The following is a 26,111-nucleotide window of genomic DNA, read 5'->3' on the forward strand; positions in this document are numbered from 1 at the left end:
CATTTAAACTACTCTTAGTGAAACAATAACAAAGTGACAAAGATCAAATCGTTCATTAAAATTTTCAATTAAGAATAAATTAAAGACATAAAAAAACCCGCCGCAGCGGGTTTTTACGTTAAGAGCTAAAGAGCAGGATTACGCCTGACCTTTGATCTCTTTACGACCGTTGTACGGCGCTTGTTCACCCAGCGCTTCTTCGATACGAATCAGCTGGTTGTACTTAGCAACGCGGTCAGAACGGCTCATAGAACCGGTTTTGATCTGGCCTGCAGCGGTACCAACAGCCAGGTCAGCGATGGTTGCGTCTTCAGTTTCGCCAGAACGGTGAGAGATGACAGCCGTGTAGCCAGCGTCTTTCGCCATTTTGATCGCAGCCAGAGTTTCGGTCAGAGAACCGATCTGGTTGAATTTGATCAGGATGGAGTTAACGATGCCTTTGTCGATGCCTTCTTTCAGGATCTTGGTGTTGGTTACGAACAGATCGTCACCAACCAGCTGGATTTTGTCGCCCAGTACTTTAGTCTGGTATGCGAAACCATCCCAGTCAGACTCGTCCAGACCATCTTCGATGGACACGATCGGGTACTGTTTGGTCAGCTCTTCCAGGAAGTGGGTGAATTCTTCGGAGGTGAACGCTTTGTTGCCTTCGCCAGCCAGAACGTATTTACCGTCTTTGTAGAATTCAGATGCTGCACAGTCCATCGCCAGGGTGATGTCGGTGCCCAGCTCGTAGCCAGCAGCTTTAACCGCTTCAGCGATAACAGCCAGTGCTTCTGCGTTAGAACCCAGGTTCGGCGCGTAGCCGCCTTCGTCGCCAACGGCAGTGTTCATACCTTTAGCTTTCAGAACTTTAGCCAGGTTGTGGAACACTTCAGAACCCATACGTACGGCTTCTTTCAGGGATTTAGCGCCAACCGGCTGAATCATAAATTCCTGGATGTCGACGTTGTTGTCAGCGTGCTCACCACCGTTGATGATGTTCATCATCGGAACCGGCATAGAGAATTTGCCCGGAGTACCGTTCAGTTCTGCGATGTGTGCATACAGCGGCAGGCCTTTAGCAGCAGCTGCTGCTTTGGCGTTCGCCAGGGACACAGCCAGAATGGCGTTTGCACCGAAGTTGGATTTGTTTTCAGTACCGTCCAGATCGATCATGATCTTGTCGATGCCAGCCTGATCTTTAGCATCTTTACCCAGCAGAGCCTGAGCAATTGGGCCGTTTACCGCACCAACAGCTTTCAGTACGCCTTTACCCATGAAACGGGATTTGTCGCCATCGCGCAGTTCCAGTGCTTCGCGGGAACCAGTAGAAGCACCTGACGGAGCTGCTGCCATACCAACGAAACCACCTTCCAGGTGTACTTCGGCTTCAACAGTCGGGTTACCACGGGAGTCGATGATTTCACGACCGATGATTTTAACGATTTTGGACATTAGGTTTTCCTCAGTACAAGTTAAACTAAAACTCCAGACAAACAATGCACCCGGATGGGTGCATTGCCGTTCTAACTTTTTACTTCTTACTTCGCCTGACGCTTCTGATGTTCACTGGCGGCTTTCACAAAGCCGGCAAACAGCGGGTGCCCATCACGTGGCGTGGAAGTAAATTCCGGGTGGAACTGACAGGCCACGAACCACGGATGATTCGGTACCTCAATGATCTCGACCAACTGATCATCACCGGAGCGGCCTGCAACACGCAGACCCGCAGCTTCAATTTGTTTCAACAGCATATTGTTGACTTCGTAGCGGTGACGATGGCGTTCAACAATTGTCGGCGTACCGTACAGCTTACGCACCAGACTCTCGTCGTCCAGCTGACACTGCTGCGCACCAAGGCGCATTGTTCCGCCCAGATCGCTCTTCTCGGTACGGACTTCGACGTTGCCGTCTTCATCACGCCATTCGGTAATCAGGGCCACCACCGGGTACTTACAGTCTGGCACAAATTCCGTGGAGTTGGCGTTGTCCATACCCACGACGTTACGAGCAAACTCAATCAACGCTACCTGCATACCCAGGCAAATACCCAGATAAGGAATATTATTCTCACGCGCGAAGCGTGCTGTCGCGATTTTACCTTCAACGCCACGGTAGCCGAAGCCGCCAGGGATCAGGATAGCGTCGAGACCTTTCAGGATCTCAACACCACGCGTTTCAACATCCTGCGAATCAATCAGCTTGATGTTGACGGTGACACGATTCTTCAGACCACCGTGCTTCAGTGCTTCGATAACTGACTTATAGGCATCCGGCAGTTCAATGTACTTGCCAACCATACCGATAGTCACTTCGCCTGCCGGATTGGCTTCTTCGTAGATAACCTGTTCCCATTCTGACAGATTTGCTTCCGGACAGTTCAAGCTGAATCGTTTACAAATATAATCGTCCAGCCCCTGAGATTTCAACAGGCCTGGAATTTTATAGATAGAATCGACATCTTTCAGAGAAATCACCGCTTTTTCCGGGACGTTACAGAACAATGCAATTTTTGCACGTTCATTAGCCGGAACAGCACGATCGGAGCGGCAAATCAGAATATCTGGCTGAATACCGATAGAAAGCAGTTCTTTTACAGAGTGCTGAGTCGGTTTAGTTTTGACTTCACCTGCCGCCGCCATGTAGGGAACCAGCGTCAGATGCATAAACAGCGTGTGCTCGCGGCCAATTTCTACGGCCATCTGGCGAATCGCTTCAAGGAACGGCAGAGATTCGATATCCCCAACAGTTCCGCCGATTTCAACCAGAACAACATCATGACCTTCACCGCCTTCCAGAACGCGTTCTTTGATTGCATTCGTGATGTGCGGGATAACCTGAACGGTTGCGCCCAGATAGTCGCCACGGCGTTCTTTACGCAGAACGTCAGAGTAAATACGACCGGTGGTGAAGTTGTTGCGGCGACTCATTTTAGTGCGGATGAAACGCTCGTAGTGACCCAGGTCCAGATCGGTTTCAGCGCCGTCTTCGGTAACGAACACTTCCCCGTGTTGGATTGGGCTCATAGTACCTGGATCGACGTTGATGTACGGATCCAGTTTCATCATGGTTACGTTGAGGCCACGGGCTTCAAGAATGGCTGCCAGGGAGGCTGCGGCAATGCCTTTTCCCAGAGAGGATACGACCCCGCCGGTCACAAAAATATAGTTCGTTGTCATGCTGGACCTGAGAAGTTAGGGTGAAACGATGGAATTACCAAGACGGGAAAGTAGTATACCCGAACATGGCGAGCGCCACAAACTTTCATTATTCCTCCTCTTCACCAGGCTCACATTAACATCGGGAGTGAGAAAATAGCCCCTTTGGGGTAAATGTTTTTGACGTAAATCAATCGCTTGTTATTTAAAAAATCACACAAATCGCCCTTGACCGCCGAAACCCCTTAGAGATCAATTTCCTGGCGTTTTACCTGTTGCCAGACTTCTTCCATGGTTTCCAGATCAACACCAGTCATTTCCAGACCGCGTTCAGCAACAATCCGTTCGACTTCACGAAAACGTCGCTCAAATTTTTCGTTCGCTTTCTGTAATGCGGTCTCGGCTTTTGTACCTAAATGGCGGGCCATATTGACCGTGGCAAACAGCAGGTCGCCCATTTCCTCCTCCAGTTTAGCCTGGTCGACGACGGCCTGCTTCGCTTCGAACATCACTTCGTCGATCTCTTCGTAAACCTTGTCGACCACTGGTCCTAATGTCTTCCAGTCAAAACCAACATTTGAGCAGCGTTTCTGGATTTTTTGGGCGCGCATCAGCGCCGGTAAACTGCGGGGGATATCGTCCAATGCGGAATGTTGGGCTTTCTGTGCACGTTCTTCGCTTTTAATTTGCTCCCAGCGGGTTAACACCTCAGTGCTGTTGCTGGCGGAAACATCGGCAAAAACATGTGGATGACGGCGCTCGAGTTTATCGCTGATAGCCGCGCAGATATCATCAAAATTAAAGCGCCCTTCTTCCTGCGCCATCTGGGCGTAAAACACCACCTGGAACAGTAAATCACCCAACTCTCCGCGCAGATCGTCGAAGTCTTCACGCGCAATGGCGTCGAGCACTTCATAGGTTTCTTCGAGGGTATAGGGGGCGATGGTGGCGAAAGTCTGCTCTTTATCCCACGGACAGCCGTTTTCCGGGTCGCGCAGGCGCTGCATAATGCCGAGCAGTCGGTCGATTTGATTCATTACAAGATCCTGAAAACGTAGGCCCGATAAGCAAAGCGCCATCGGGCATGGTGATATTGCCGGATGGCGGCACGCCTTATCCGGCCTACAAATGATTAATTACCATGCAGCCGACGTGCATCAATGACATCCGGCACCTGGTTGAGCTTGCCGAGTACGCGCCCGAGCACCTGCAGGTTATAGATTTCGATAGTCATATCGATGGTGGCCAGCTGCTGTTTGGTATCGCTCCGGCTAGCAACCCCCAGCACGTTCACCTTCTCGTTGGCGAGAATGGTGGTGATATCACGCAATAAACCGCTGCGATCGTTGGCCTGGACACGGACCACCAGCGAATATCCCGCCGAGTAGCTTTCGCCCCAAACCGCATCAACAATCCGCTCCGGCGCGTGTGAACGCAGTTCTACCAACTGTTCGCAATCTGCCCGGTGTACGGAAATACCGCGTCCCTGGGTGATGAACCCCACAATCTCATCGCCAGGAATCGGCTGGCAGCAACGAGCGATGTGGTGCATCAGGTTACCAACGCCTTCAACCACAACGCGACCATCATCTTTACGGCGGTTTTGCGGCGCATGCGTTTTCTGCTGCAACTGCTTCAGCGCGGCGGCATCCTGCTCGGCGGCACTCGGCTTATTAAACTGCGATTGCAGGAAGTTCACCATCTGGTTAAGACGGATGTCCCCTCCGCCAATCGCCGCCAGCAGCTCTTCCAGTTCATTGAAGTTGTAGCGTGGTAGCAGATGCTTTTCGGCTTCTTTTAGAGTAATGCCTAAGTGCGCCAGCTCATCATCAAGGATTTGTCTGCCCGCAAGGATATTTTTATCGCGATCCTGCTTGCGGAACCAGGCATGGATCTTCGAGCGCCCACGACTGGTGGTTACATACCCGAGATTCGGGTTCAGCCAGTCCCGGCTCGGGTTTGGCTGCTTCTGGGTGATGATTTCAATTTGATCGCCCATCTGCAACTGGTAGGTAAACGGCACGATACGCCCACCAATTTTGGCGCCAATACAGCGATGACCGACATCACTATGGATATGGTAAGCAAAATCAAGCGGCGTCGAGCCCGCCGGTAAGTCCACCACATCACCTTTTGGCGTAAAGACGTAAACTCTGTCATCAAAGACCTGGCTACGCACTTCATCGAGCATCTCGCCGGAATCTGCCATCTCTTCCTGCCAGGCGATCAGCTTACGCAGCCAGGCAATTCGGTCTTCATGACCCGAACGCGCCGCACCTGAAGCGGTGCCTTCTTTGTACTTCCAGTGCGCCGCGACGCCCAGTTCGGCATCCTCGTGCATCTGTTTAGTACGGATCTGGATTTCAATGGTTTTACCACCTGGCCCCAGCACAACCGTATGGATTGACTGGTAACCGTTAGGTTTTGGATTGGCAACGTAATCATCGAACTCGTCGGGCAGATGACGATAGTGAGTGTGCACTATCCCCAGCGCGGCATAGCAGTCCTGTAACCGCTCGGCGACGATGCGCACGGCGCGCACATCGAACAGCTCATCAAAGGCCAGCTGCTTTTTCTGCATTTTGCGCCAGATGCTGTAGATGTGTTTAGGACGGCCGTACACCTCGGCTTTCACGCCTTCGATTTTCATCTCTGAACGCAGGTGACCGACGAACTCATCAATGTAGTGTTCTCTGTCGATACGGCGCTCATGCAACAGCTTGGCTATTCGTTTGTATTCATCCGGATGCAGGTAGCGGAAACAGTAATCTTCCAGCTCCCATTTTAACTGCCCGATACCTAAACGGTTAGCCAGCGGCGCGTAGATATTGGTGCACTCTTTTGCCGCCAGTACGCGTTCGTCTTCCGGTGCATCCTTCACTTCGCGCAGGTGCGCGATACGCTCAGCCAGTTTAATGACCACACAGCGGAAGTCGTCGACCATGGCCAGCAGCATGCGTCGAACGTTATCCACCTGCTCTGAGGAGACCGAGTCGGTATGCGTGGCTTTAAGCTGGCGTATTGCTGCCATATCGCGTACGCCGTGGATAAGATTGACGATGGATTTACCCACGCTCTCGCTCAGGATCTCTTCGCTAACCACGTTGGCATCCGCCAGAGGGAACAGCATGGCTGCCCGCAGCGTGTCCATATCCATACTCAGCATGGAGAGAATTTCCACCATCTCCACGCCGCGCCACAGCAGCAGTTCAGCATCCGGGTGCCCCTGCGTCTGCTGCAGGCAATACGCCCAGGTTTCGGCTAAGCGTTCACACGACTGCTGGCTGGAGATCCCCAGACTTGCGATCCATTTTTTGGGATCAAACTCGCCAGCTTTATTGATATGTGCACTTCTTACCGCAACCATCGTCCTCTCCTTTAGGGGCCTGGCCTGTCGAAGTCGACAAGCCGTACCCATTGGGTTTCAGGCTACTGCGCGCCGAAATCCAGTGGGTATAAGATTCATTACCTATGCTCAAACAGGACCATTGACTCCAGGTGTCCGGTGTGCGGGAACATATCGAGCATCGCCAGTCGCTGAATGGTGTATCCCGCGTTGAGTAACGCTTCGCTGTCACGAGCCAGCGTAGCAGGATTACAGGATACATAAACAACGCGATCCGGTTTTAATTTTATAATATGTTGCATCACGCCTGCAGCACCTGCACGCGCGGGATCGAGTAAAACTTTGTCAAATCCATTCTTTGCCCACGGCTGCCTGGTGACATCCTCCTCAAGATTCTCATGAAAGAATGTCACATTGTGTAATCCGTTATTCAGGGCATTTTCCCGACCTTTTTCCACCAGCGCAGGTACGCCTTCAACGCCGACCACACTTGCCGCACGGGTTGCCAGCGGTAGCGTGAAATTCCCCATGCCGCAGAACAGATCGAGCACCCGATCCTCAGGCTGTACATCCAGCCATTCCAGCACTCGGGTAACCATATGTTGGTTCACTCCGGCATTCACCTGGATAAAATCACGCGGGCTGAAGGTTAAACGTAGTCCATTTGAGTCATACCAGGGTGATTCTCCTGAAACGGATTCCAGTATCTCGCTTTGCGGGGCCAGAAACAAAGACAGTCCCTGAGAATGCGAAAAGCATTCCAGTTTTTCTTTATCAGCAGTATTTAGCGGCGACGTATGGCGCAAAATCATCACCGTACCGTTGCCGGCCTGCACTAATTCAACATGGCCAAGATGGCGTAACCCTTGCAGAGTTTCCAGGCACGCCCTGAGGTCGGGCAGTAATGCCTCAAGTTGGGGTACCAAAACAGGGCATTGCTTCACGTCGATGATGTCGCTGGAGCCAGATTTACGAAATCCCATCTGCAATTGCTTTTCTTTCACCCGGTAGTTCAGGCTTAAACGTGCGCGACGGCGATATCCCCACGGCGTATCGGCGATAACTTCCGACACTTCGCATTTCATTAAGCGAGACAGCGCCGCACTTTTACTACGCTGTTGTAAAGCGATGCTGGCATGCTGCTGCTGACAGCCACCACACACGCCAAAATGTGGGCAGCGTGGCACTTCACGGTCTGGGCTGTCGTTTAAACGACGTTTGACTTGCGCGCGGGCAAACTGTTTTTTATCTTCGGTGATTATCACCTCAGCGCTTTCCTGGGGCAGTAATTCCGGTATAAACAGGGCCTTCCCGTTATGGCGAGCTACGCCCTGACCAAAAGGATCGAGGTCATTGACGGTAACGGTTATGATCTGACGCGTCGTCACGCGTCGTTTTGCAGAGTAGAATTGCGCCATCGACGAGAGTTTTCTCTATTTAACAGTGTGACCCTAATTGTCCCATAACGGAACTCCATGACCAACTACAGCCTGCGCGCTCGCATGATGATTCTGATCCTGGCACCTACCGTCCTGATCGGCTTACTGCTCAGTATCTTTTTTGTTGTGCACCGCTATAACGACTTGCAGCGTCAACTGGAAGATGCGGGGGCCAGCATCATTGAGCCACTCGCGGTCTCCAGCGAATATGGTATGAACCTACAAAATCGGGAGTCCATCGGCCAGCTTATCAGCGTGCTGCACCGTCGCCATTCCGAAATTGTACGGGCAATTTCGGTCTATGACGAAAATAATCGGCTGTTTGTCACGTCCAACTTTCATCTCGATCCCTCAGAAATGCAGCTACCTGCCGGCGCGCCGTTTCCCCGAAAACTGAGCGTCATCCGGCAGGGGGATATCATGATCCTGCGCACCCCGATTATATCGGAAAGTTATTCTCCGGATGAGTCTGCAGTCAGCGACGCGAAAAATACTAAAAATATGCTGGGGTACGTGGCGCTTGAGTTAGACCTCAAATCGGTGCGGTTACAGCAGTACAAAGAGATTTTTATCTCCAGCGTGATGATGTTGTTTTGCATCGGTATTGCGTTAATTTTTGGCTGGCGCCTGATGCGCGACGTGACCGGCCCTATTCGCAATATGGTGAATACCGTTGACCGGATACGACGAGGGCAGCTCGACAGTCGAGTAGAAGGCTTTATGCTGGGCGAGTTGGATATGCTGAAGAATGGCATCAACTCGATGGCCATGTCGCTGGCGGCCTACCATGAGGAGATGCAGCACAATATCGATCAGGCTACGTCTGATCTGCGCGAAACGCTGGAGCAAATGGAGATCCAGAACGTTGAACTGGATCTGGCCAAGAAACGCGCCCAGGAAGCGGCGCGTATCAAATCCGAGTTTCTGGCAAACATGTCACATGAGCTGCGTACGCCGCTCAATGGCGTGATTGGCTTTACTCGCCTGACGCTAAAAACCGAGTTGAACACCACCCAGCGCGATCACCTGAATACCATTGAACGCTCCGCCAACAATCTGCTGGCCATCATCAATGATGTACTCGACTTCTCCAAGCTGGAAGCGGGCAAGTTGATTCTGGAAAGTATCCCGTTCCCGCTACGCAGCACGCTGGACGATGTGGTGACGCTGTTGGCGCACTCCTCCCATGATAAAGGGCTGGAGCTAACGCTCAATATTAAGAACGACGTGCCGGACAATGTGATTGGCGATCCACTGCGTTTGCAGCAGGTCATCACCAACCTGGTCGGCAACGCTATCAAATTTACCGAGAGCGGCAATATCGACATTCTGGTGGAGAAACGCGCTCTCAGTAATACCAAAGTGCAGATTGAAGTCCAAATCCGCGATACCGGTATCGGCATTCCAGAGCGCGATCAGTCGCGTCTGTTCCAGGCCTTCCGCCAGGCGGATGCCAGTATTTCGCGACGCCACGGCGGCACCGGGCTGGGCCTGGTGATTACCCAAAAACTGGTCAACGAAATGGGCGGGGATATCTCGTTCCACAGTCAGCCCAATCGCGGGTCAACCTTCTGGTTCCACATCAGCCTCGATCTCAATCCTAACGTACTCAGTGAACGCTCACCTACCCGCTGCCTGACCGGAAAACGACTGGCCTACGTAGAACCCAACGCCAATGCAGCGCAATGTACACTGGATATCCTGAGCGAAACGCCGCTGGAGGTGATTTATAGCCCGTCATTCTCCGCGCTACCGGCGGAACACTACGATATTCTGCTGCTTGGCGTGCCGGTGACGCTGCGCGAGCCGCTCACCATGCAGCATGAACGGCTGGCAAGCGCCCGGGCAATGACCGACTTCCTGTTACTGGCGCTGCCTTGCCACGCGCAGATTAACGCCGAGAAATTAAAGCAAGGCGGTGCTGCTGCATGTCTGTTAAAACCGCTCACTTCAACCCGCCTGCTGCCGGCCCTGACAGAGTATTGTCATCTGAACCAAAGCACCGAACCATTGCTGGTCGACGACAGTAAAATTGCGATGACCGTCATGGCGGTGGATGACAACCCAGCGAATCTCAAACTGATCGGCGCATTGCTGGAAGATATGGTACGCCACGTCGAACTTTGCGACAGCGGGCATCAGGCGGTGGATCGCGCTAAACAGATGCAGTTTGATCTGGTTTTGATGGATATTCAGATGCCGGATATGGACGGTATTCGCGCCTGCGAGCTCATCCATCAGTTGCCCCATCAGCAGCAGACGCCGGTGATTGCGGTTACCGCACACGCCATGGCTGGGCAAAAAGAGAAACTCCTCAGCGCCGGGATGACCGACTATCTGGCAAAACCGATTGAAGAAGAGAAGCTGCATAATCTGCTGCTGCGCTACAAACCCGGTACCGGCACAGCCATTCGGGCGATCGCCGCAGAGCCTCTTGAACCGGTGGTCAACCCGAACACGACGCTCGACTGGCAACTGGCGTTGCGGCAAGCTGCCGGGAAAAATAATCTGGCGCGCGATATGCTGCAAATGCTGATCGATTTTCTGCCAGAGGTGCGTAATAAAATCGAGGAACAGCTGGTCGGTGAAAACCCGGAAGGGCTGGTCGATTTGATCCACAAACTGCACGGCAGCTGCGGCTACAGCGGCGTTCCGCGCATGAAGAACCTGTGCCAGCTCATCGAACAGCAACTGCGCAGTGGAACCCAGGAAGAAGATCTGGAGCCTGAGTTTTTAGAGCTGCTTGATGAGATGGACAACGTGGCACGCGAAGCGAAGAAGCTGTTGGGGTAAAGATCTGATTGCGATGTGTCGCGTAGGCCCGAAAGCTGCGCGCCATCGGGCATTTTGCCGAACAGCGTTACGCCGTATAAATTCAACGCAACTGCAGCCCTGCTTTGAGGGTTGCGGCTACGTTGCGTGCCGTCATACGAACATTTTCTCTCGCATTTTTCAGCGCCTCATCCAACGTACAAATGGTATAGATAACGCTAAAAACAGCATCAATACCATGGTCATGCACAATGCCCACATCCGGAGTCAGACTGCCGGCAATACCGATAACCGGCTTGTTGTAACGCTTCGCGACGTTTGCCACACCAACGGGAACTTTGCCATGGATAGTCTGGCTGTCGATACGCCCTTCACCAGTGACCACTAAATCGGCATCCGCAACCCAGGCATCAAGGTGTAACGCATCGGTCACAATCTCAATGCCACTACGCAGTTGCGCACCACAAAATGCATACAATGCCGCCCCCATGCCCCCGGCAGCACCGCCGCCAGCCAGTTCCAGAACGTTAACGTCCAGATCGCGGGAAATCAGCTGTGCATAATGGGTGAGCGCCCGATCCAGACGGGCAATCACCTCCGGTGTCGCCCCTTTTTGCGGGCCGAATACCGCTGACGCCCCCTCTTTACCAGTGAGCGGGTTCGTTACATCGCAGGCTACTTCAATACGACACGCGGCAAGCCGCGCGTCTAACTGAGAGATATCAATCCGGGCGAGCGATTCGAGGCCTGCCCCGCCATGGGCAATATCTTTATTTTGCACATCCAGCAATTTTGCTCCCAGCGCCTGCACCATACCGGCACCGCCATCGTTGGTTGCGCTACCACCAATGCCGATGATGATATGCTCTACGCCCGCATCCAACGCGTGGCGTATCAGCTCCCCGGTTCCCCAGGAGGTAGTTTTCAGCGGATCGCGTAATCCTGCAGGAACCTGCTCAAGCCCGCTGGCGGCCGCCATTTCAATAAACGCCGAACGCTCATCACCGGATAAACCATAAAATGCCTGAATTGTGTCGCCCAGAGGGCCGGTAACATCAACATGCACAAGGTGGCCTTGCGTTGCGGCAACCATCGCTTCGACCGTTCCCTCACCGCCATCCGCGACCGGGATCTTCACGTAATCCGCCTCAGGCCAGACCTCACGAAATCCCAGCTCAATAGCCGTTGCCACTTCAAGCGCACTCAAACTTTCCTTATAGGAATCCGGCGCGATTACTATTCTCATAAAGCATCCTTACGCATGTTGACTGTGTTAAGCATACACCAGGAGAAAAACCGCCCCTTATGGGAGCGGTCCCAGAGTGCTTAGCGTACCATGCACGGACGCTTATTATCAAACGTCCAGTTTGGGATCAGATACTGCATCCCCATCGCATCATCACGCGCACCCAACCCATGTTGCTGATACAGCTCGTGAGCTTTCATGACCTGATCCATATCCAGCTCTACACCCAGACCCGGTTTCGCCGGTACCTGCACCATGCCGCCTTTAATTTCAAACGGCTCTTTGGTCAGGCGCTGGTTGCCTTCCTGCCAGATCCAGTGAGTATCGATTGCGGTAATTTTGCCCGGAGCCGCCGCCGCAACATGAGTAAACATCGCCAGCGAAATATCAAAGTGGTTGTTAGAGTGCGATCCCCAGGTCAGGCCGAACTCATGGCACATCTGCGCCACGCGTACGGAACCCTGCATGGTCCAGAAGTGTGGGTCCGCCAGCGGGATATCGACGGATTGCAACGACAGCGTATGCCCCATCTGGCGCCAGTCGGTGGCGATCATATTGGTGGCGGTCGGCAGGCCGGTAGCCCGACGGAATTCCGCCATCACTTCACGCCCGGAGAAGCCCTGCTCGGCGCCACACGGATCTTCTGCGTAAGCCAGAGAGCCTTTCAGGTACTTACCGATGCTAATCGCTTCATTGAGCGACCAGGCACCGTTAGGATCCAGCGTCACGCGTGCCTGTGGGAAGCGTTTCGCCAGCGCAACAATGGATTCCGCCTCTTCTTCCCCAGCCAACACGCCGCCTTTCAGTTTAAAGTCGTTGAAACCATATTTCTCATACGCGGCTTCCGCCAGACGCACCACCGAATCCGGGGTCATCGCTTCATCATGGCGCAGGCGATACCAGTCACACTTCTCATCCGGCTGGCTCTGATACGGCAGCGGCGTCGCTTTACGGTTGCCGACAAAGAACAGATAACCGAGCATTTCGACTTCGCTACGCTGCTGACCATCGCCCAACAGAGAAGCGACGTTGACGCCCAAATGCTGACCCAGCAGATCAAGCATTGCGGCTTCAATACCAGTGACCACATGAATGGTGGTACGTAGATCGAAGGTCTGCAAACCGCGTCCACCCGCATCGCGATCGGCAAACTGGTTACGTACCGCGTTCAGCACGTTTTTATACTCGCCAAGCGGTTTACCCACCACCAATGGAATCGCATCTTCCAGGGTCTGGCGGATTTTCTCGCCACCGGGGATTTCGCCGACGCCGGTATGACCAGAGTTATCTTTGATAATCACAATATTGCGCGTGAAGAACGGGGCATGTGCGCCGCTCAGGTTCATCAGCATACTGTCGTGGCCCGCAACCGGGATCACCTGCATGGCGGTAACAACTGGAGTCGTAAATTGAGTGCTCATAATTCAATCCTTATTGCGTAATCAGTGACGGCCGAAAACAGGGCGTTTACGGTCAAAAGTCCATCCAGGGATCAGATACTGCATCGGACCTGCGTCATTACGCGCACCGCCGGGCAGTCTCTTGTAGGCTTCATGAGCCTTGTTAATCTGATCCCAGTCCAGCTCCACGCCCAGTCCAGGCGCATCCGGAACAGCAATTTTCCCGTTCTTAATCTCCAGCGGATTTTTGGTCAGGCGGCAATCGCCCTCCTGCCAGATCCAGTGGGTATCGATAGCCGTCGGCTTGCCGGGTGCCGCGGCCCCCACGTGGGTAAACATCGCCAGCGAAATATCAAAGTGGTTGTTCGAGTGACATCCCCAGGTCAGGCCCCAGTCCTCGCACAACTGTGCCACGCGCACCGCGCCGGAAAGCGTCCAGAAGTGCGGATCGGCCAGCGGAATATCGACGGAGTTCAGCATCACCGCGTGACCCATTTCGCGCCAGTTAGTAGCAATCATGTTGGTCGCCACAGGCAAACCGGTCGCACGGCGGAACTCCGCCATCACTTCGCGACCCGAGAAGCCTTGTTCGGCACCGCACGGATCTTCGGCGTAGGTCAGCACATCGTTCAGCCCTTTGCACAATGAGATAGCTTCATCCAGCAGCCAGGCGCCGTTGGGGTCGACCGTAATACGCGCATCCGGGAAACGTTTTTTCAGCGCACGGGCGGTGTCAATTTCCTGCTCACCGGGCAGCACGCCGCCCTTGAGTTTGAAATCTTTAAAACCGTAGCGGTCCTGCGAGGCCTCCGCCAGGCGCACTACCGCCTCGCTGTTCATCGCTTGCTGATGACGCAGGTGATACCACTCATGGTTGCCCGGCGTCGTCTCCAGATACGGCAAATCGGTCTTCGTACGATCGCCTACGTAGAACAGATAGCCCAGCACGGTTACCGCATCGCGCTGCTTGCCGGGGCCTAGCAGTTCGCAGACCGGCACGTTGAGCGCTTTGCCCAGCAGGTCGAGCAGTGCCGCTTCCAGCGCCGCGACTGCGTTAACCCGCAACTCAAAGGTCCAGGCGCCTTTACCGAAGGTGTCAAAGTCAGCGGCCTGGTTGCCTTTATGTACCTGCTGTACCACTTTATTGAGGCGGGCGACTTCCTGCCCTAACACCATCGGGATGGCATCGACCAGCGTCTGATAAATCACTTCGCCACCCGGCGCTTCACCGACACCTGTATTCCCGGCGTTGTCGGTCAGTACCACGATATTGCGGGTAAAATACGCGTTATGCGCACCGCCGATGTTGAGTAGCATACTGTCATGACCAGCCACCGGGATGACCTTCATATCGGTAATAACGGGACTTGATTGTGTTGTCATCATTGTTGTCCTGTGACAGGTTTCAGTTCGATACGCTTAATATCGCCCACCAGCACCAGATAGCTCAGCACCGCAATCAGCGCATGCACCCCAACGTAAATCAGCGCGCCGTTGAACGAACCGGTGGTGCCGACGATGTAGCCAATGGCAATCGGCGTCACGATGCCAGAAATATTACCGAACATATTGAACAGACCACCGCTCAGGCCGCTGATCTCTTTCGGCGCGGTATCCGCCATGACTGCCCAGCCGAGCGCACCAATGCCTTTACCGAAGAAGGCCAGCGCCATAAAGCCGATGATCATCCACTCCACGTTGACGTAGTTACAGAACACCATCACCATCGACAGCAACATCCCCAAGACGATTGGCGTTTTGCGGGCGATATTCAGCGAGCCGGTACGACGCATCAACCAGTCGGAAATAATCCCGCCGAGCACGCCGCCCACAAAGCCGCAGATAGCCGGAACCGACGCCACAAAACCGGCCTTCAGAATCGACATGCCACGCGCCTGCACCAGGTAGACCGGGAACCAGGTGATAAAGAAGTAGGTCAGCGCGTTAATGCAATACTGGCCGATGTAGATCCCCACCATCATACGCGAACCAATTAACTGCTTAATTTGTCCCCACTTCACGCTGAACGGGACTTTCGTTTTCGCTGCCGCCTGATCCATGTTGATCAGCGCGCCGCCAGCGGCGATGTAATCCAGCTCTTTTTGGTTGACGCCCGGGTGCTGGTTAGGTTCGTGGATCACCTTCAGCCAAACGAAGCTGATAACGATCCCGAGGCCACCCATAAAGAAGAACACGTGAGACCAGCCCACTTCGTGGGTCAACCAACCCATGATTGGCGCGAAGATAACGGTGGCAAAGTACTGTGCAGAGTTAAAAATCGACACCGCCGTACCCCTCTCCTGCGCCGGGAACCATGCCGCCACAATGCGACTGTTGCCGGGGAAGGAAGGCGCCTCAGCCAAACCGACGAGGAAGCGCAGGGTAAACAGCGCAATGATAATGCCGAATCCGCTAAAGATATCGACGAAGCCCTGCAGCAGGGTAAACATGGACCAAATAAAGATGGACCAGAAGTAGACGCGTTTTGAACCAAAGCGGTCGAGCAGCCAGCCGCCTGGGATCTGGCCGATAACATAGGCCCATGAGAACGCGGAGAAGACGTATCCCATACCGACGGCATCCAGGCCAATATCTTTGGCCATCTCCGAACCGGCAATGGATAAGGTGGCGCGATCACCGTAGTTGAAGGATGTGACGATAAACAGCATCACCACTATCCAGTAGCGAGCGTTGGTGCGCTTTTCCGCGCTGCTCGCCGCCTGACTTAATGAACTCATTGTTGCACTCCTGAATTTTCGCGTTTTTATTCGCTCACTCTGAATTGCAAAACCGGTAGGGGGTCAGAGGTAACGTTTCGTGTATAGGCAGCTTTTTTTGAGGTCGTTCGCCTTACATGCTGCGTTTTCTTATAACTGGCATGAGAAGTATAAAAAGCTGACAGGAGACACTCACCGTGCAACAACACAGTATTTCAGCAGCACACCAAGCCTGTTTGTGGCAAAAGCCCAGGTGACTGGAAGCAACTTCACGGAAATGAAAACCTGTAGGTTGAAAAGGGAAATCTCAGGACGGAAAAGAAAGGAGTGTGAAACAGGTCGCTTGACCCTATGAAAGCGCCTGTAAAACCGCTTTCAGATGAAGGTTTTTACAGGCATTTGCCCGAAGCTAACACGTTTCAGTTTTATTAGGATAGCGTCAGGTCGTTCTTTTTGCTTGCTGGCACAGGCAGGACGCCCTCCCGGTAGGGGGAGGGTGAGCCTTAGGACATGAGGGTTCCCCAGTTTTCTACCCAGGGGTTAGATTCGCTTTCCGGTTCAGGATGCTCGCTGGCATCAATCAACAGCATTTCACCTACGCGCTGCGCGCTTTGCTCCTGCAACAGCGCATCGAACTGCTTGCCGCCATTGCAGAAATTAACGTAGCTACTGTCGCCCAACGCAATTACCCCGTAATGCAGATTTGGCTGAAAACCGAGATTATCTTTGATTCCCTGAAAAAGAGGCACAATGCTATCCGGCAGATCGCCCTGCCCAGTCGTTGAGGTTACCACCAGGACATATTTATCCTGATACGCCTGCCAGTCCGCCAGCTCTGGATCTTCAAACACCGTGGCCTTATGGCCCTGTGCAGTAAGGATAGCCTCAGCCTCTTCGGCTACCAGCAGCGAGTTTCCGTACATCGTGCCGACAAAAATACCAATTTCCGCCATAACCTTTTTCTCCAGGGACTTAAGAATCTATCTGCTCATCCTGACCTGAGCGCTCGATGAACTCAACCCTTTCATTCTCAGGGAGAAGTCCGCGCCAGCCAAACTGTGACAGTGCCTGCATCCAGACATCATCCAGCCCGGCGCGAATAACCAGCGGTTCGCCGGTGAAAGGGTGTGTCAGTTCAAGCTGGCTGGCATGCAACATCAGACGCTGACAACCAAAATGCTCTGCGGCGCTGCGGTTTTGCCGCAAGTCACCGTGCTTACTGTCACCAATAATAGGATGACGCAAATGGGACAGATGTCGCCGGAGCTGGTGTTTACGCCCCGTTTTAGGATCAAGCTCTACCAGTCCGTAACGCGTCGTCGGATAACGCCCGGTGGCCACCGGCATTTCTACCGTTGCCAGTCCGCGATAATGCGTTACCGCAGGCTGCGGATCTTTATCTTCGCGGGCAAATTTGTCAGCAATTTTATCCAACTCTTCCACCAGCGGGTAATCCAGCACCGCGTCATCCATCAGCCAGCCGCGTACAATCGCATGATACCGCTTCTGAATTTGATGCTGCTCAAATTGCTGTGACAACAGACGCCCGGCTTCGCTGGACAGCCCCATCAGCAGCACGCCGGATGTCGGTCGGTCCAGGCGATGCACGGTAAAAACATGCTGACCAATCTGGTCACGCACCGTTTGCATCACCACCACTTTCTCATCGCGGTCGAGCCAGCTTCGGTGAACCAGCCAGCCAGATGGTTTATTAACGGCAACTAGCCATTCGTCCTGATAGAGAATCTCCAGCATCAGGATTTATCACTGGTGAAAAGAGCATCCAGCTCCTGGAGCGCAACCAGGATCACTTCACGCTGTGGATGATCGGCTGTTAGCGCCATTTCATAATACGGCGCGATGGCGAACGCGTCCGGGAGCGGTTGTGCGTTATCCAGCAGGACATGCATACGGGGAATAAGCACCCATTGCAGCCATTCAATCGGCTCCATGGTATCCATACAAAAAGGCTGCGTGCTGGTAAAGCGATGCGCCTCTGGCTCATCCATCCGCCAGTGATTATGTTCGCGCAACAGCGCTTCAAGCGCATGGAGTTGCTGGCGCACACGGTCATGAGTGGTCATGAAATTAACCTCATTGATGAAAAATCTGGCGCGAAGAATAGCATTTGTGGAAAGGAAATAAAAAAAGGGAGCACTGTAAAAACAGTGCTCCCGGTTCGTTTCGCAGCATTCCAGCTACTTTTAGTGCTCCCTGCTCATCCATGACAACTTTTCCTGTGGTCTTGCGACCTGTTCATCCTGAACGTTTGCATCCTGCTCACATCACCCCGATGTGAAAACTTCATCCTGAAGTGTCCATGGCCATCCTGACCCACCGACCATCCTGACCGGCTCTCATTCTCCTTCCTGGAGGTGTCCCTTAACGCATCCGGCGTTTTCCTCTTTGCTTCATCCTGAAGCCTGTCCTTGCAACACCGTCCTGGTGTGTCCTGCAGAAGTGTCATCATCCTGATGTTCACTTCGTTGTGCGACTCCTTGTCGACGGAGATAGAATCGCCTGTTTCGCTTTATCTTACAAGACACTTACAGACATTCCTTTAAGGTTTTTTTCATATGAAAGTTGACAATAAAACACCAACATATTGAATTATATATATTTAGTATTATTCAACGCCAGTAGTCTTTCACCTATTACCTGGCGATCTCCTACAGTGTTTGTAAGAGATCTCTCACACGCTTAAGGGCAAAATGGATTACAGAACTGGCTTAAGTTGAGTCAGGAAATCCGCAAGAGAGGTCGCCAGCACCGTTCGTTTACGGGTTCCCAGCGTTTCTTTGCACACTTCCCCGGTCAGGTTGCATACCGAAATGACATCCAGTTCATTTTCCTGCGTCGCAATAAACAGCGTTGGCGGGAGCTTGAGTCGCTTTTGCGTAACCAGGTGGCCTATCAGATTTTCCTGAACGCGCCTGAAGTCATCTTCACTCCAGGTTTGCAACAGCGTGAGCTTTTCATCCGCAAACTGCGCGTGCATATCCCCGGCAAACTGGGTGGTGTAAAAAGCATGAACGGCGGGTTGTATCACAATATCAAAGGCGCGTTCAACCGCGTTTACATTCGACTCGCCCACAAATGGCTGTGGCTGCCAGTACACAGCATCGCTGGTCGTAGAAATAATGCATGGGGAAGGTACACCATACAATTCTTCACTGAGCGGCCAACTGTTGTGTTGCTCATGCCATGCATCGCAATACCGTGTCGTAAAGGCCGTTAACGCCTGCGCAGTCAATTCGTCCACTGATTTCTCTCTTCACAAAAGCCAGGATACACTTGACGCATAGTGTATCTGGTTTATAACGGTGAAACATGTCTTCTTATGAAAACCATCAGGCGCTTGACGGCCTGACGCTCGGTAAATCAACGGATTACCGGGATAATTACGATGCCAGTTTGTTGCAGGGCGTTCCGCGTAGCCTGAACCGCGACCCACTGGATTTAAAAGCCGACAACCTGCCGTTTCACGGTGCCGATATCTGGACACTGTATGAATTGTCATGGCTGAATACCAACGGCTTGCCGCAGGTTGCCGTCGGACATGTGGAATTAGACTACACCAGCGTGAATCTGATTGAATCGAAAAGCTTTAAACTCTATCTCAACAGTTTTAACCAGACCCGCTTCGATTCGTGGGATGCCGTTCGCCAAACGCTGGAAAACGATTTACGCGCTTGCGCCAAAGGCGATGTCCACGTTGCGTTATACCGTATCGACGAACTGGAAGGGCAGCCGATTGCCCATTTCAATGGTACCTGCATCGACGATCAGGACATCGTCATCGACAACTACCAGTTCAGTACGGATTATCTGGAGAATGCCACAAGCGGCGAGAAAGTGGTGGAAGAGACGCTGGTCAGCCATCTGCTGAAATCCAATTGTTTGATCACCCACCAGCCCGACTGGGGTTCCATACAAATTCAGTATCGTGGACGCAAAATCGACAGGGAAAAGCTGCTGCGTTATCTGGTCTCCTTCCGCCACCATAATGAATTTCACGAGCAGTGCGTGGAGCGCATTTTCAATGACATTCTGCGCTTCTGTCAGCCGGAGAAGCTGAGCGTCTACGCACGCTACACGCGACGCGGAGGTCTGGACATTAATCCGTGGCGAACTAACACCGATTTCGTCCCTGCCATCGGCAGGCTGGTACGTCAGTAATCTTTTTCTCAATTTTGCGTGCCGGATTCCGCGCGCAAGGTTGTGAAAGGTCATCAGCCGGAGCTATTGTAACTTACTCTAAATACTTCGAGTTGCATGAAGGCGGCGACGCAGCGAATTCCCGGAGCTTACTTAGGTAAGTGACAAGGGTGAGCGAGGAAAGCCAGCGCGCATTCAGTTTGAAGTATGACGAGTATCATCAGGGAATGGCGTTTTGCGTCCCATAAGGAGTCTACTTGATTACACATATTAGCCCGCTTGGCTCAATGGACATGTTGTCGCAGCTGGAAGTCGATATGCTTAAACGCACAGCCAGCAGCGACCTGTATCAACTGTTTCGTAACTGTTCTCTTGCCGTCCTGAACTCCGGCAGTTTGACCGACAACAGCAAAGAGCTGTTGTCTCGTTTTGAAAGTTTCGACATTAACGTGTTGCGCCGTGAACGCGGCGTGAAGCTGGAACTGATTAACCCGCCTGAAGACGCGTTTGTTGATGGACGCATTATTCGTGCGCTGCAGGCCAACCTGTTTGCCGTCCTGCGCGACATTCTTTTCGTTAACGGCCAGATCCATAACGCCGGTCGTTTTCAACATCTGGATCTCGAAAGCTCGGTTCACATTACCAACCTCGTATTCTCCATCCTGCGTAACGCCCGGGCACTGCACGTCGGTGAAGCGCCGAACATGGTGGTCTGCTGGGGCGGTCACTCCATTAACGAAAATGAGTACCTGTATGCGCGTCGCGTCGGTAACCAGTTAGGCCTGCGTGAGCTGAACATCTGCACCGGCTGCGGTCCGGGTGCTATGGAAGCGCCGATGAAAGGTGCAGCAGTCGGTCATGCCCAGCAGCGTTACCGCGACAGCCGCTTTATTGGCATGACTGAACCGTCAATCATCGCTGCCGAGCCACCTAACCCGCTGGTCAACGAATTGATCATCATGCCGGACATTGAAAAACGTCTGGAAGCCTTTGTGCGTATCGCCCACGGCATTATCATTTTCCCTGGCGGCGTAGGAACGGCGGAAGAGCTGCTGTATCTGCTGGGGATCCTGATGAACCCGGCGAACAAAGATCAGGTTCTGCCCCTGATCCTGACCGGGCCAAAAGAGAGTGCGGACTATTTCCGCGTGCTGGATGAATTTATCGTACACACGCTGGGAGAAGGCGCGCGTCGTCACTATCGCATTATCATTGACGATGCTTCAGAAGTGGCCCGCTTGATGAAAAAAGCGATGCCGCTGGTGAAAGAGAACCGCCGCGACACCGGTGATGCCTACAGCTTTAACTGGTCGATTCGTATTGCACCTGATTTGCAGATGCCATTTGAACCGTCTCATGAAAACATGGCAAACCTGAAGCTGTATCCCGATCAGCCGGTTGAAGTACTGGCGGCAGACCTGCGTCGCGCGTTTTCCGGCATCGTCGCGGGTAACGTTAAGGAAGTCGGTATTCGCGCCATTGAAGAGTTTGGCCCGTACAAGATCCACGGCGATCGCGAGATGATGCGCCGCATGGATGACCTGCTACAGGGCTTTGTCGCGCAGCACCGCATGAAGTTGCCGGGCTCGGCCTACATCCCTTGCTACGAAATCTGCGCCTGACGTTTTACGTCCAGTAGCTGCGGCTACCACGGTGACAGATTTGTCCATATATAAGCCGGATTTGGCCTCGTAGCCAACCGGCTTTTTTAGTGATACCAGTCACATAGCTCACCTCGTAATATAAATACCAATAATGTTTCATCAGAAAGCACTCAATACGCAAACGTTTACCTTCCAAATTAGACCGTGATTTATCTGCATAAAATATCATTAGTCACCAGAATCCACTGAAAATGACAGTTTTTACAGCGCAACGCTCGTATCTTCTCGCTTTCGCTTTCACGTATATGTTGTCAATGTTAGCCTTCGCGCCCGTAAATCTGCTTTGGTTATTTTTTAATAGATTAATGGTCCAAATTTATCCACATAAAAAGTGGATTATTGCATTTGGGATCGAGATCACTGATACATTCATAACTTAAATGTATCTTTCCGCCCGAAAATTATTACGGCGAAAAATTATATAAAAAATCGCTAATCGGAATTCGTTTTACAGTCGGGTCTTTTTCAGTGGATTGAACCCAAACCTGACTTTTTAAGCTTCCTCCAGGAGAAATAGATGGAAAACACGCAAACCAGCACTATCGTTACGGGCCAGACCCGCAGCGCATGGCGCAAGACTGATACCATGTGGATGCTGGGCCTTTACGGCACGGCTATTGGCGCGGGTGTCTTGTTCCTGCCAATTAACGCCGGTGTTGGCGGTCTGATCCCGCTGATCATCATGGCTATTCTTGCCTTCCCAATGACCTACTTTGCACACCGTGGTCTGACCCGCTTCGTGTTATCCGGTAAAAATCCGGGTGAAGATATTACCGAAGTAGTAGAAGAACACTTTGGCGTTGGCGCAGGTAAACTGATTACGCTGCTCTACTTCTTCGCTATCTACCCAATCCTCTTGGTTTACAGCGTAGCTATCACCAATACCGTTGAAAGCTTCCTGACACACCAGTTGGCGATTACACCACCGCCGCGCGCTATCCTGTCACTGATCCTGATTGTCGGCATGATGACCATCGTGCGCTTCGGTGAGCAGATGATCGTGAAAGCAATGAGTATCCTGGTATTCCCGTTCGTTGCGGCTCTGATGCTGCTGGCGCTGTACCTGATCCCTCAGTGGAGCGGTGCGATTCTGGAAACGCTGTCCTTTGACTCTGCTGCAACCACCGGCAATGGCCTGTTGTTGACCCTGTGGCTGGCCATCCCGGTCATGGTGTTCTCCTTCAACCACTCACCGATCATCTCCTCCTTCGCCGTGGCGAAGCGTGAAGAGTACGGTGATGAAGCAGAGAAGAAATGCTCCAAAATTCTGGCATTCGCTCACATCATGATGGTACTGACCGTTATGTTCTTCGTTTTCAGCTGTGTGTTTAGCCTGTCCCCGGCGGATCTGGCTGCGGCAAAAGAGCAGAACATCTCCATCCTGTCTTACCTGGCAAACCACTTTAACGCACCGATTATTGCCTGGATGGCACCAATCATCGCGATTATCGCTATCACCAAATCCTTCCTCGGTCACTATCTGGGCGCGCGTGAAGGTTTCAACGGTATGGTGATTAAGCACCTGCGTGGTAAAGGCAAATCCATCGAAATCAACAAACTGAACAAACTCACTGCGCTGTTCATGCTGGTCACCACCTGGATTGTGGCAACGCTGAACCCGAGTATCCTCGGTATGATTGAGACCCTGGGTGGCCCAATTATCGCGATGATTCTGTTCCTGATGCCGATGTATGCGATTCAGAAAGTACCGGCAATGCGTAAGTACAGCGGCCATATCAGCAACGTCTTCGTTGTGATTATGGGTCTGATTGCCATCTCCGCTATTTTCTACTCGCTGTTTAGTTAATCCCCTGCGCCGCCTGCGGGCGGCGCACCTCGTTATACAATGGACGCCTCATGATTAGCGTATTCGATATCTTCAAAATCGGCATTGGCCCTTCCAGTTCCCACACAGTGGGTCCAATGAAAGCAGGCAAACAATTCACGGATGACCTGATTGCTCGCGGAATACTCACTGATGTAACCCGCGTAGTGGTTGATGTTTACGGCTCTCTGTCTCTGACGGGGAAAGGCCACCATACTGACATCGCGATTATTATGGGCCTGGCGGGTAATCAGCCTGACACCGTAGACATCGATGCCATCCCGGCCTTTATCCAGGATGTGAATACTCACGGACGTTTGTTATTAGCAGACGGTCAGCATGAAGTTGAGTTCCCGGTCGATAAGTGCATGAATTTCCATGCGGATAATTTGTCCCTACACGAAAACGGCATGCGCATTACCGCTCTGGCCGGCGAAAAAGTCCTCTACAGCCAGACTTACTATTCCATTGGCGGTGGTTTCATCGTTGATGAAGAACATTTCGGCCTGCCAAACAGCTCGCCAGTAAATGTGCCTTATCCGTACAAATCCGCAGCCGATCTGCAACGACATTGCCAGGAAACCGGCCTGTCGCTTTCAGGTTTGATGATGCAAAACGAACTGGCCCTGCACAGCAAAGAAGAGCTGGAACAGCACTTTGCTAACGTCTGGGAAGTGATGCGTAGCGGGATTGAACGTGGTATCACTACCGAAGGCGTCTTGCCGGGTAAACTGCGCGTGCCACGTCGTGCCGCAGCGCTGCGCCGCATGCTGGTCAGCCAGGATAAAACCACCACGGATCCAATGGCGGTCGTGGACTGGATCAACATGTTCGCGCTGGCGGTGAACGAAGAGAATGCGGCCGGTGGACGTGTGGTTACCGCCCCGACCAACGGTGCGTGTGGAATCGTTCCTGCGGTACTGGCGTACTACGACAAGTTTATCCGCGAAGTGAACGCTAACTCTCTGGCTCGCTACATGCTGGTCGCGAGTGCGATTGGTTCACTGTACAAGATGAACGCCTCTATCTCGGGTGCCGAAGTAGGTTGCCAGGGTGAAGTTGGCGTCGCCTGTTCAATGGCGGCCGCGGGTCTGGCAGAACTGCTGGGCGGTAGCCCAACGCAGGTGTGCATCGCGGCGGAGATCGGTATGGAACACAACCTGGGGCTGACATGCGATCCGGTTGCGGGCCAGGTTCAGGTCCCATGCATCGAGCGTAACGCTATTGCCTCGGTCAAAGCGGTTAACGCCGCACGTATGGCTCTACGCCGTACCAGCGAGCCGCGCGTGTGCCTTGATAAAGTGATCGAGACCATGTACGAGACCGGTAAAGACATGAATGCCAAGTACCGCGAAACTTCTCGCGGCGGACTGGCGATGAAGATTGTCACCTGCGATTAAGTCCCAACCCATTGCCGGATGGCGCAAGCTTATCCGGCCTACAGTGCCGTAGTCATTTGTAGGCCGGATAAGGCGTCAGCCGCCATCCGGCAAAATGTTGCTTCAGATCTTCGCCTCACCTCGCCGTGAATGTTACCCTACAACCTGATTTGTAAGGGAGAACACCGTGGCCGTCCATCTGCTCATTGTCGATGCACTGAACCTCATCCGCCGCATTCACGCCGTTCAGGGATCGCCCTGCGTGGAAACCTGCCAGCACGCGCTCGATTTATTGCTCGTGCATAGCCAGCCCACGCACGCTGTGGCGGTATTTGATGACGAAGCGCGTAACAGCGGCTGGCGCCACCAGCGACTGCCAGACTACAAAGCAGGCCGTCCACCAATGCCCGACGAACTCCATCAAGAAATGCCCGCCTTACGCGCGGCCTTCGAACAACGCGGCGTCTGCTGTTGGGTTTCCAGCGGAAATGAAGCTGACGATTTAGCCGCCACGCTGGCGGTTAAAGTCACCCAGGCCGGACATCAGGCCACCATCGTCTCGACCGATAAAGGCTACTGTCAGTTACTCTCTCCAACCCTGCGTATTCGTGATTATTTCCAAAAGCGCTGGCTGGATGCACCGTTCATTGAGAAAGAGTTTGGCGTACAGCCTCAGCAGTTGCCGGATTACTGGGGGCTGGCTGGGATCAGCAGTTCTAAAGTACCGGGGGTTGCAGGTATTGGTCCAAAAAGCGCCACACAATTGCTGACGCAGTTTCCAACGCTGGAAGCGCTGTATGAACATCTGGATGACGTACCGGAAAAGTGGCGCAAGAAGCTCGAGGCGCACAAAGAGATGGCGTTTCTGTGTCGCGATATTGCCCGGTTGCAAACGGACTTACATATCGACGGGAACCTACAGCAGCTAAGGCTGGCACGGTAGTTCTTTGGCGATAGCTCTGTTGCCGTATGGCGGTGTAAACACCTTATCCGACCTACAAATCAATCACACTGTAGGCCGGATA

The 26,111-nt window shown here is 52.9% G+C and carries 19 protein-coding genes; 6 read left to right on the forward strand and 13 right to left on the reverse strand.

The genetic code is table 11. The features are described 5' to 3' along the window. Positions 1-138: 138 nt before the first annotated feature. The 5 genes from eno to rlmD all read right to left on the reverse strand — a co-directional run bounded on the left by eno (position 139) and on the right by rlmD (position 7,904). Entirely contained in the window at positions 139-1,437 is a 1,299-nt protein-coding gene (gene eno / locus IMQ48_RS10040) for a phosphopyruvate hydratase (RefSeq protein WP_196208915.1), read from the reverse strand. A gap of 86 nt (positions 1,438-1,523) precedes the next feature. Continuing rightward, positions 1,524-3,161, reverse strand: a complete 1,638-nt coding sequence (gene pyrG / locus IMQ48_RS10045) for a glutamine hydrolyzing CTP synthase (RefSeq protein WP_096755904.1) — start codon at positions 3,159-3,161, stop codon at positions 1,524-1,526. Positions 3,162-3,385: 224 nt separating this feature from the next. After that, entirely contained in the window at positions 3,386-4,177 is a 792-nt protein-coding gene (mazG, locus tag IMQ48_RS10050; RefSeq protein WP_117343141.1) for a nucleoside triphosphate pyrophosphohydrolase, read from the reverse strand. Between the two features lie 95 nt (positions 4,178-4,272). Continuing rightward, on the reverse strand, positions 4,273-6,507 hold the full coding sequence (relA, locus tag IMQ48_RS10055; protein ID WP_196208916.1) for a GTP diphosphokinase: 2,235 nt from the start codon (positions 6,505-6,507) through the stop codon (positions 4,273-4,275). A gap of 98 nt (positions 6,508-6,605) precedes the next feature. Next, a complete protein-coding gene (gene rlmD / locus IMQ48_RS10060) occupies positions 6,606-7,904 on the reverse strand; it encodes a 23S rRNA (uracil(1939)-C(5))-methyltransferase RlmD (protein ID WP_196208917.1) in 1,299 nt (432 codons plus the stop codon). Between the two features lie 57 nt (positions 7,905-7,961). Between rlmD and barA the strand changes: the two genes are divergently transcribed. Next, on the forward strand, positions 7,962-10,718 hold the full coding sequence (barA, locus tag IMQ48_RS10065; RefSeq protein WP_196208918.1) for a two-component sensor histidine kinase BarA: 2,757 nt from the start codon (positions 7,962-7,964) through the stop codon (positions 10,716-10,718). An 82-nt stretch (positions 10,719-10,800) separates the two neighbouring features. On the opposite strand, the gene IMQ48_RS10070 is transcribed toward barA, so the two are convergent. From IMQ48_RS10070 to syd, 8 genes are all read right to left on the reverse strand, one after another. Beyond that, complete coding sequence (locus IMQ48_RS10070) at positions 10,801-11,943, reverse strand: glycerate kinase (RefSeq protein WP_196208919.1); 1,143 nt, start codon at positions 11,941-11,943, stop codon at positions 10,801-10,803. Positions 11,944-12,023: 80 nt separating this feature from the next. Next, positions 12,024-13,364 (reverse strand): glucarate dehydratase, encoded by a 1,341-nt coding sequence (gene gudD / locus IMQ48_RS10075; protein WP_196208920.1) that lies wholly within the window; start codon positions 13,362-13,364, stop codon positions 12,024-12,026. Between the two features lie 21 nt (positions 13,365-13,385). Then, complete coding sequence (locus tag IMQ48_RS10080; RefSeq protein ID WP_196208934.1) at positions 13,386-14,726, reverse strand: enolase C-terminal domain-like protein; 1,341 nt, start codon at positions 14,724-14,726, stop codon at positions 13,386-13,388. Then, the gene (gene gudP / locus IMQ48_RS10085; RefSeq protein WP_196208921.1) at positions 14,726-16,081 is read right to left on the reverse strand and encodes a galactarate/glucarate/glycerate transporter GudP; all 1,356 of its coding nucleotides are present in this window, start codon (positions 16,079-16,081) and stop codon (positions 14,726-14,728) included. The genes IMQ48_RS10080 and gudP overlap by 1 nt, the downstream gene beginning before the upstream one ends. 482 nt (positions 16,082-16,563) lie before the next feature. Then, the gene (locus IMQ48_RS10090) at positions 16,564-17,013 is read right to left on the reverse strand and encodes a flavodoxin (RefSeq protein WP_196208922.1); all 450 of its coding nucleotides are present in this window, start codon (positions 17,011-17,013) and stop codon (positions 16,564-16,566) included. A 19-nt stretch (positions 17,014-17,032) separates the two neighbouring features. After that, complete coding sequence (gene truC, locus IMQ48_RS10095) at positions 17,033-17,815, reverse strand: tRNA pseudouridine(65) synthase TruC (protein ID WP_196208923.1); 783 nt, start codon at positions 17,813-17,815, stop codon at positions 17,033-17,035. After that, a complete protein-coding gene (locus IMQ48_RS10100) occupies positions 17,815-18,144 on the reverse strand; it encodes a YqcC family protein (RefSeq protein WP_196208924.1) in 330 nt (109 codons plus the stop codon). The genes truC and IMQ48_RS10100 overlap by 1 nt, the downstream gene beginning before the upstream one ends. A 632-nt stretch (positions 18,145-18,776) precedes the next feature. Next, positions 18,777-19,322 carry a SecY-interacting protein gene (gene syd, locus IMQ48_RS10105; protein ID WP_196208925.1) on the reverse strand — a complete coding sequence of 182 codons (546 nt, stop codon included), beginning with the start codon at positions 19,320-19,322 and terminating at the stop codon, positions 18,777-18,779. Between the two features lie 68 nt (positions 19,323-19,390). On the opposite strand from syd, the gene queF reads away from it, so the two are divergent. The 5 genes from queF (at position 19,391) to xni (ending at position 26,029) form a co-directional block, all read left to right on the forward strand. Next, the gene (queF, locus tag IMQ48_RS10110) at positions 19,391-20,239 is read left to right on the forward strand and encodes an NADPH-dependent 7-cyano-7-deazaguanine reductase QueF (protein WP_196208926.1); all 849 of its coding nucleotides are present in this window, start codon (positions 19,391-19,393) and stop codon (positions 20,237-20,239) included. A gap of 236 nt (positions 20,240-20,475) precedes the next feature. Continuing rightward, positions 20,476-21,840 (forward strand): nucleotide 5'-monophosphate nucleosidase PpnN, encoded by a 1,365-nt coding sequence (gene ppnN / locus IMQ48_RS10115; protein ID WP_196208927.1) that lies wholly within the window; start codon positions 20,476-20,478, stop codon positions 21,838-21,840. Between the two features lie 559 nt (positions 21,841-22,399). Next, the gene (locus IMQ48_RS10120; protein ID WP_196208928.1) at positions 22,400-23,689 is read left to right on the forward strand and encodes an HAAAP family serine/threonine permease; all 1,290 of its coding nucleotides are present in this window, start codon (positions 22,400-22,402) and stop codon (positions 23,687-23,689) included. 50 nt (positions 23,690-23,739) lie between these two features. Then, a complete protein-coding gene (locus IMQ48_RS10125; RefSeq protein WP_196208929.1) occupies positions 23,740-25,107 on the forward strand; it encodes an L-serine ammonia-lyase in 1,368 nt (455 codons plus the stop codon). A 166-nt stretch (positions 25,108-25,273) separates the two neighbouring features. After that, positions 25,274-26,029 carry a flap endonuclease Xni gene (gene xni, locus IMQ48_RS10130; RefSeq protein WP_196208930.1) on the forward strand — a complete coding sequence of 252 codons (756 nt, stop codon included), beginning with the start codon at positions 25,274-25,276 and terminating at the stop codon, positions 26,027-26,029. Positions 26,030-26,111: the final 82 nt, after the last annotated feature.

Source organism: Citrobacter sp. Res13-Sevr-PEB04-36, from assembly GCF_015672735.1.
Classification (GTDB): domain Bacteria; phylum Pseudomonadota; class Gammaproteobacteria; order Enterobacterales; family Enterobacteriaceae; genus Citrobacter.

Bases quoted from the DNA above. Each gene is read 5' to 3' on its own strand.
- eno (WP_196208915.1), bottom strand. From the start codon at position 1,437: ATGTCCAAAATCGTTAAAATCATCGGTCGTGAAATCATCGACTCCCGT.
- pyrG (WP_096755904.1), bottom strand. From the start codon at position 3,161: ATGACAACGAACTATATTTTTGTGACCGGCGGGGTCGTATCCTCTCTG.
- mazG (WP_117343141.1), bottom strand. From the start codon at position 4,177: ATGAATCAAATCGACCGACTGCTCGGCATTATGCAGCGCCTGCGCGAC.
- relA (WP_196208916.1), bottom strand. From the start codon at position 6,507: ATGGTTGCGGTAAGAAGTGCACATATCAATAAAGCTGGCGAGTTTGAT.
- rlmD (WP_196208917.1), bottom strand. From the start codon at position 7,904: ATGGCGCAATTCTACTCTGCAAAACGACGCGTGACGACGCGTCAGATC.
- barA (WP_196208918.1), top strand. From the start codon at position 7,962: ATGACCAACTACAGCCTGCGCGCTCGCATGATGATTCTGATCCTGGCA.
- IMQ48_RS10070 (WP_196208919.1), bottom strand. From the start codon at position 11,943: ATGAGAATAGTAATCGCGCCGGATTCCTATAAGGAAAGTTTGAGTGCG.
- gudD (WP_196208920.1), bottom strand. From the start codon at position 13,364: ATGAGCACTCAATTTACGACTCCAGTTGTTACCGCCATGCAGGTGATC.
- IMQ48_RS10080 (WP_196208934.1), bottom strand. From the start codon at position 14,726: ATGACAACACAATCAAGTCCCGTTATTACCGATATGAAGGTCATCCCG.
- gudP (WP_196208921.1), bottom strand. From the start codon at position 16,081: ATGAGTTCATTAAGTCAGGCGGCGAGCAGCGCGGAAAAGCGCACCAAC.
- IMQ48_RS10090 (WP_196208922.1), bottom strand. From the start codon at position 17,013: ATGGCGGAAATTGGTATTTTTGTCGGCACGATGTACGGAAACTCGCTG.
- truC (WP_196208923.1), bottom strand. From the start codon at position 17,815: ATGCTGGAGATTCTCTATCAGGACGAATGGCTAGTTGCCGTTAATAAA.
- IMQ48_RS10100 (WP_196208924.1), bottom strand. From the start codon at position 18,144: ATGACCACTCATGACCGTGTGCGCCAGCAACTCCATGCGCTTGAAGCG.
- queF (WP_196208926.1), top strand. From the start codon at position 19,391: ATGTCTTCTTATGAAAACCATCAGGCGCTTGACGGCCTGACGCTCGGT.
- IMQ48_RS10120 (WP_196208928.1), top strand. From the start codon at position 22,400: ATGGAAAACACGCAAACCAGCACTATCGTTACGGGCCAGACCCGCAGC.
- IMQ48_RS10125 (WP_196208929.1), top strand. From the start codon at position 23,740: ATGATTAGCGTATTCGATATCTTCAAAATCGGCATTGGCCCTTCCAGT.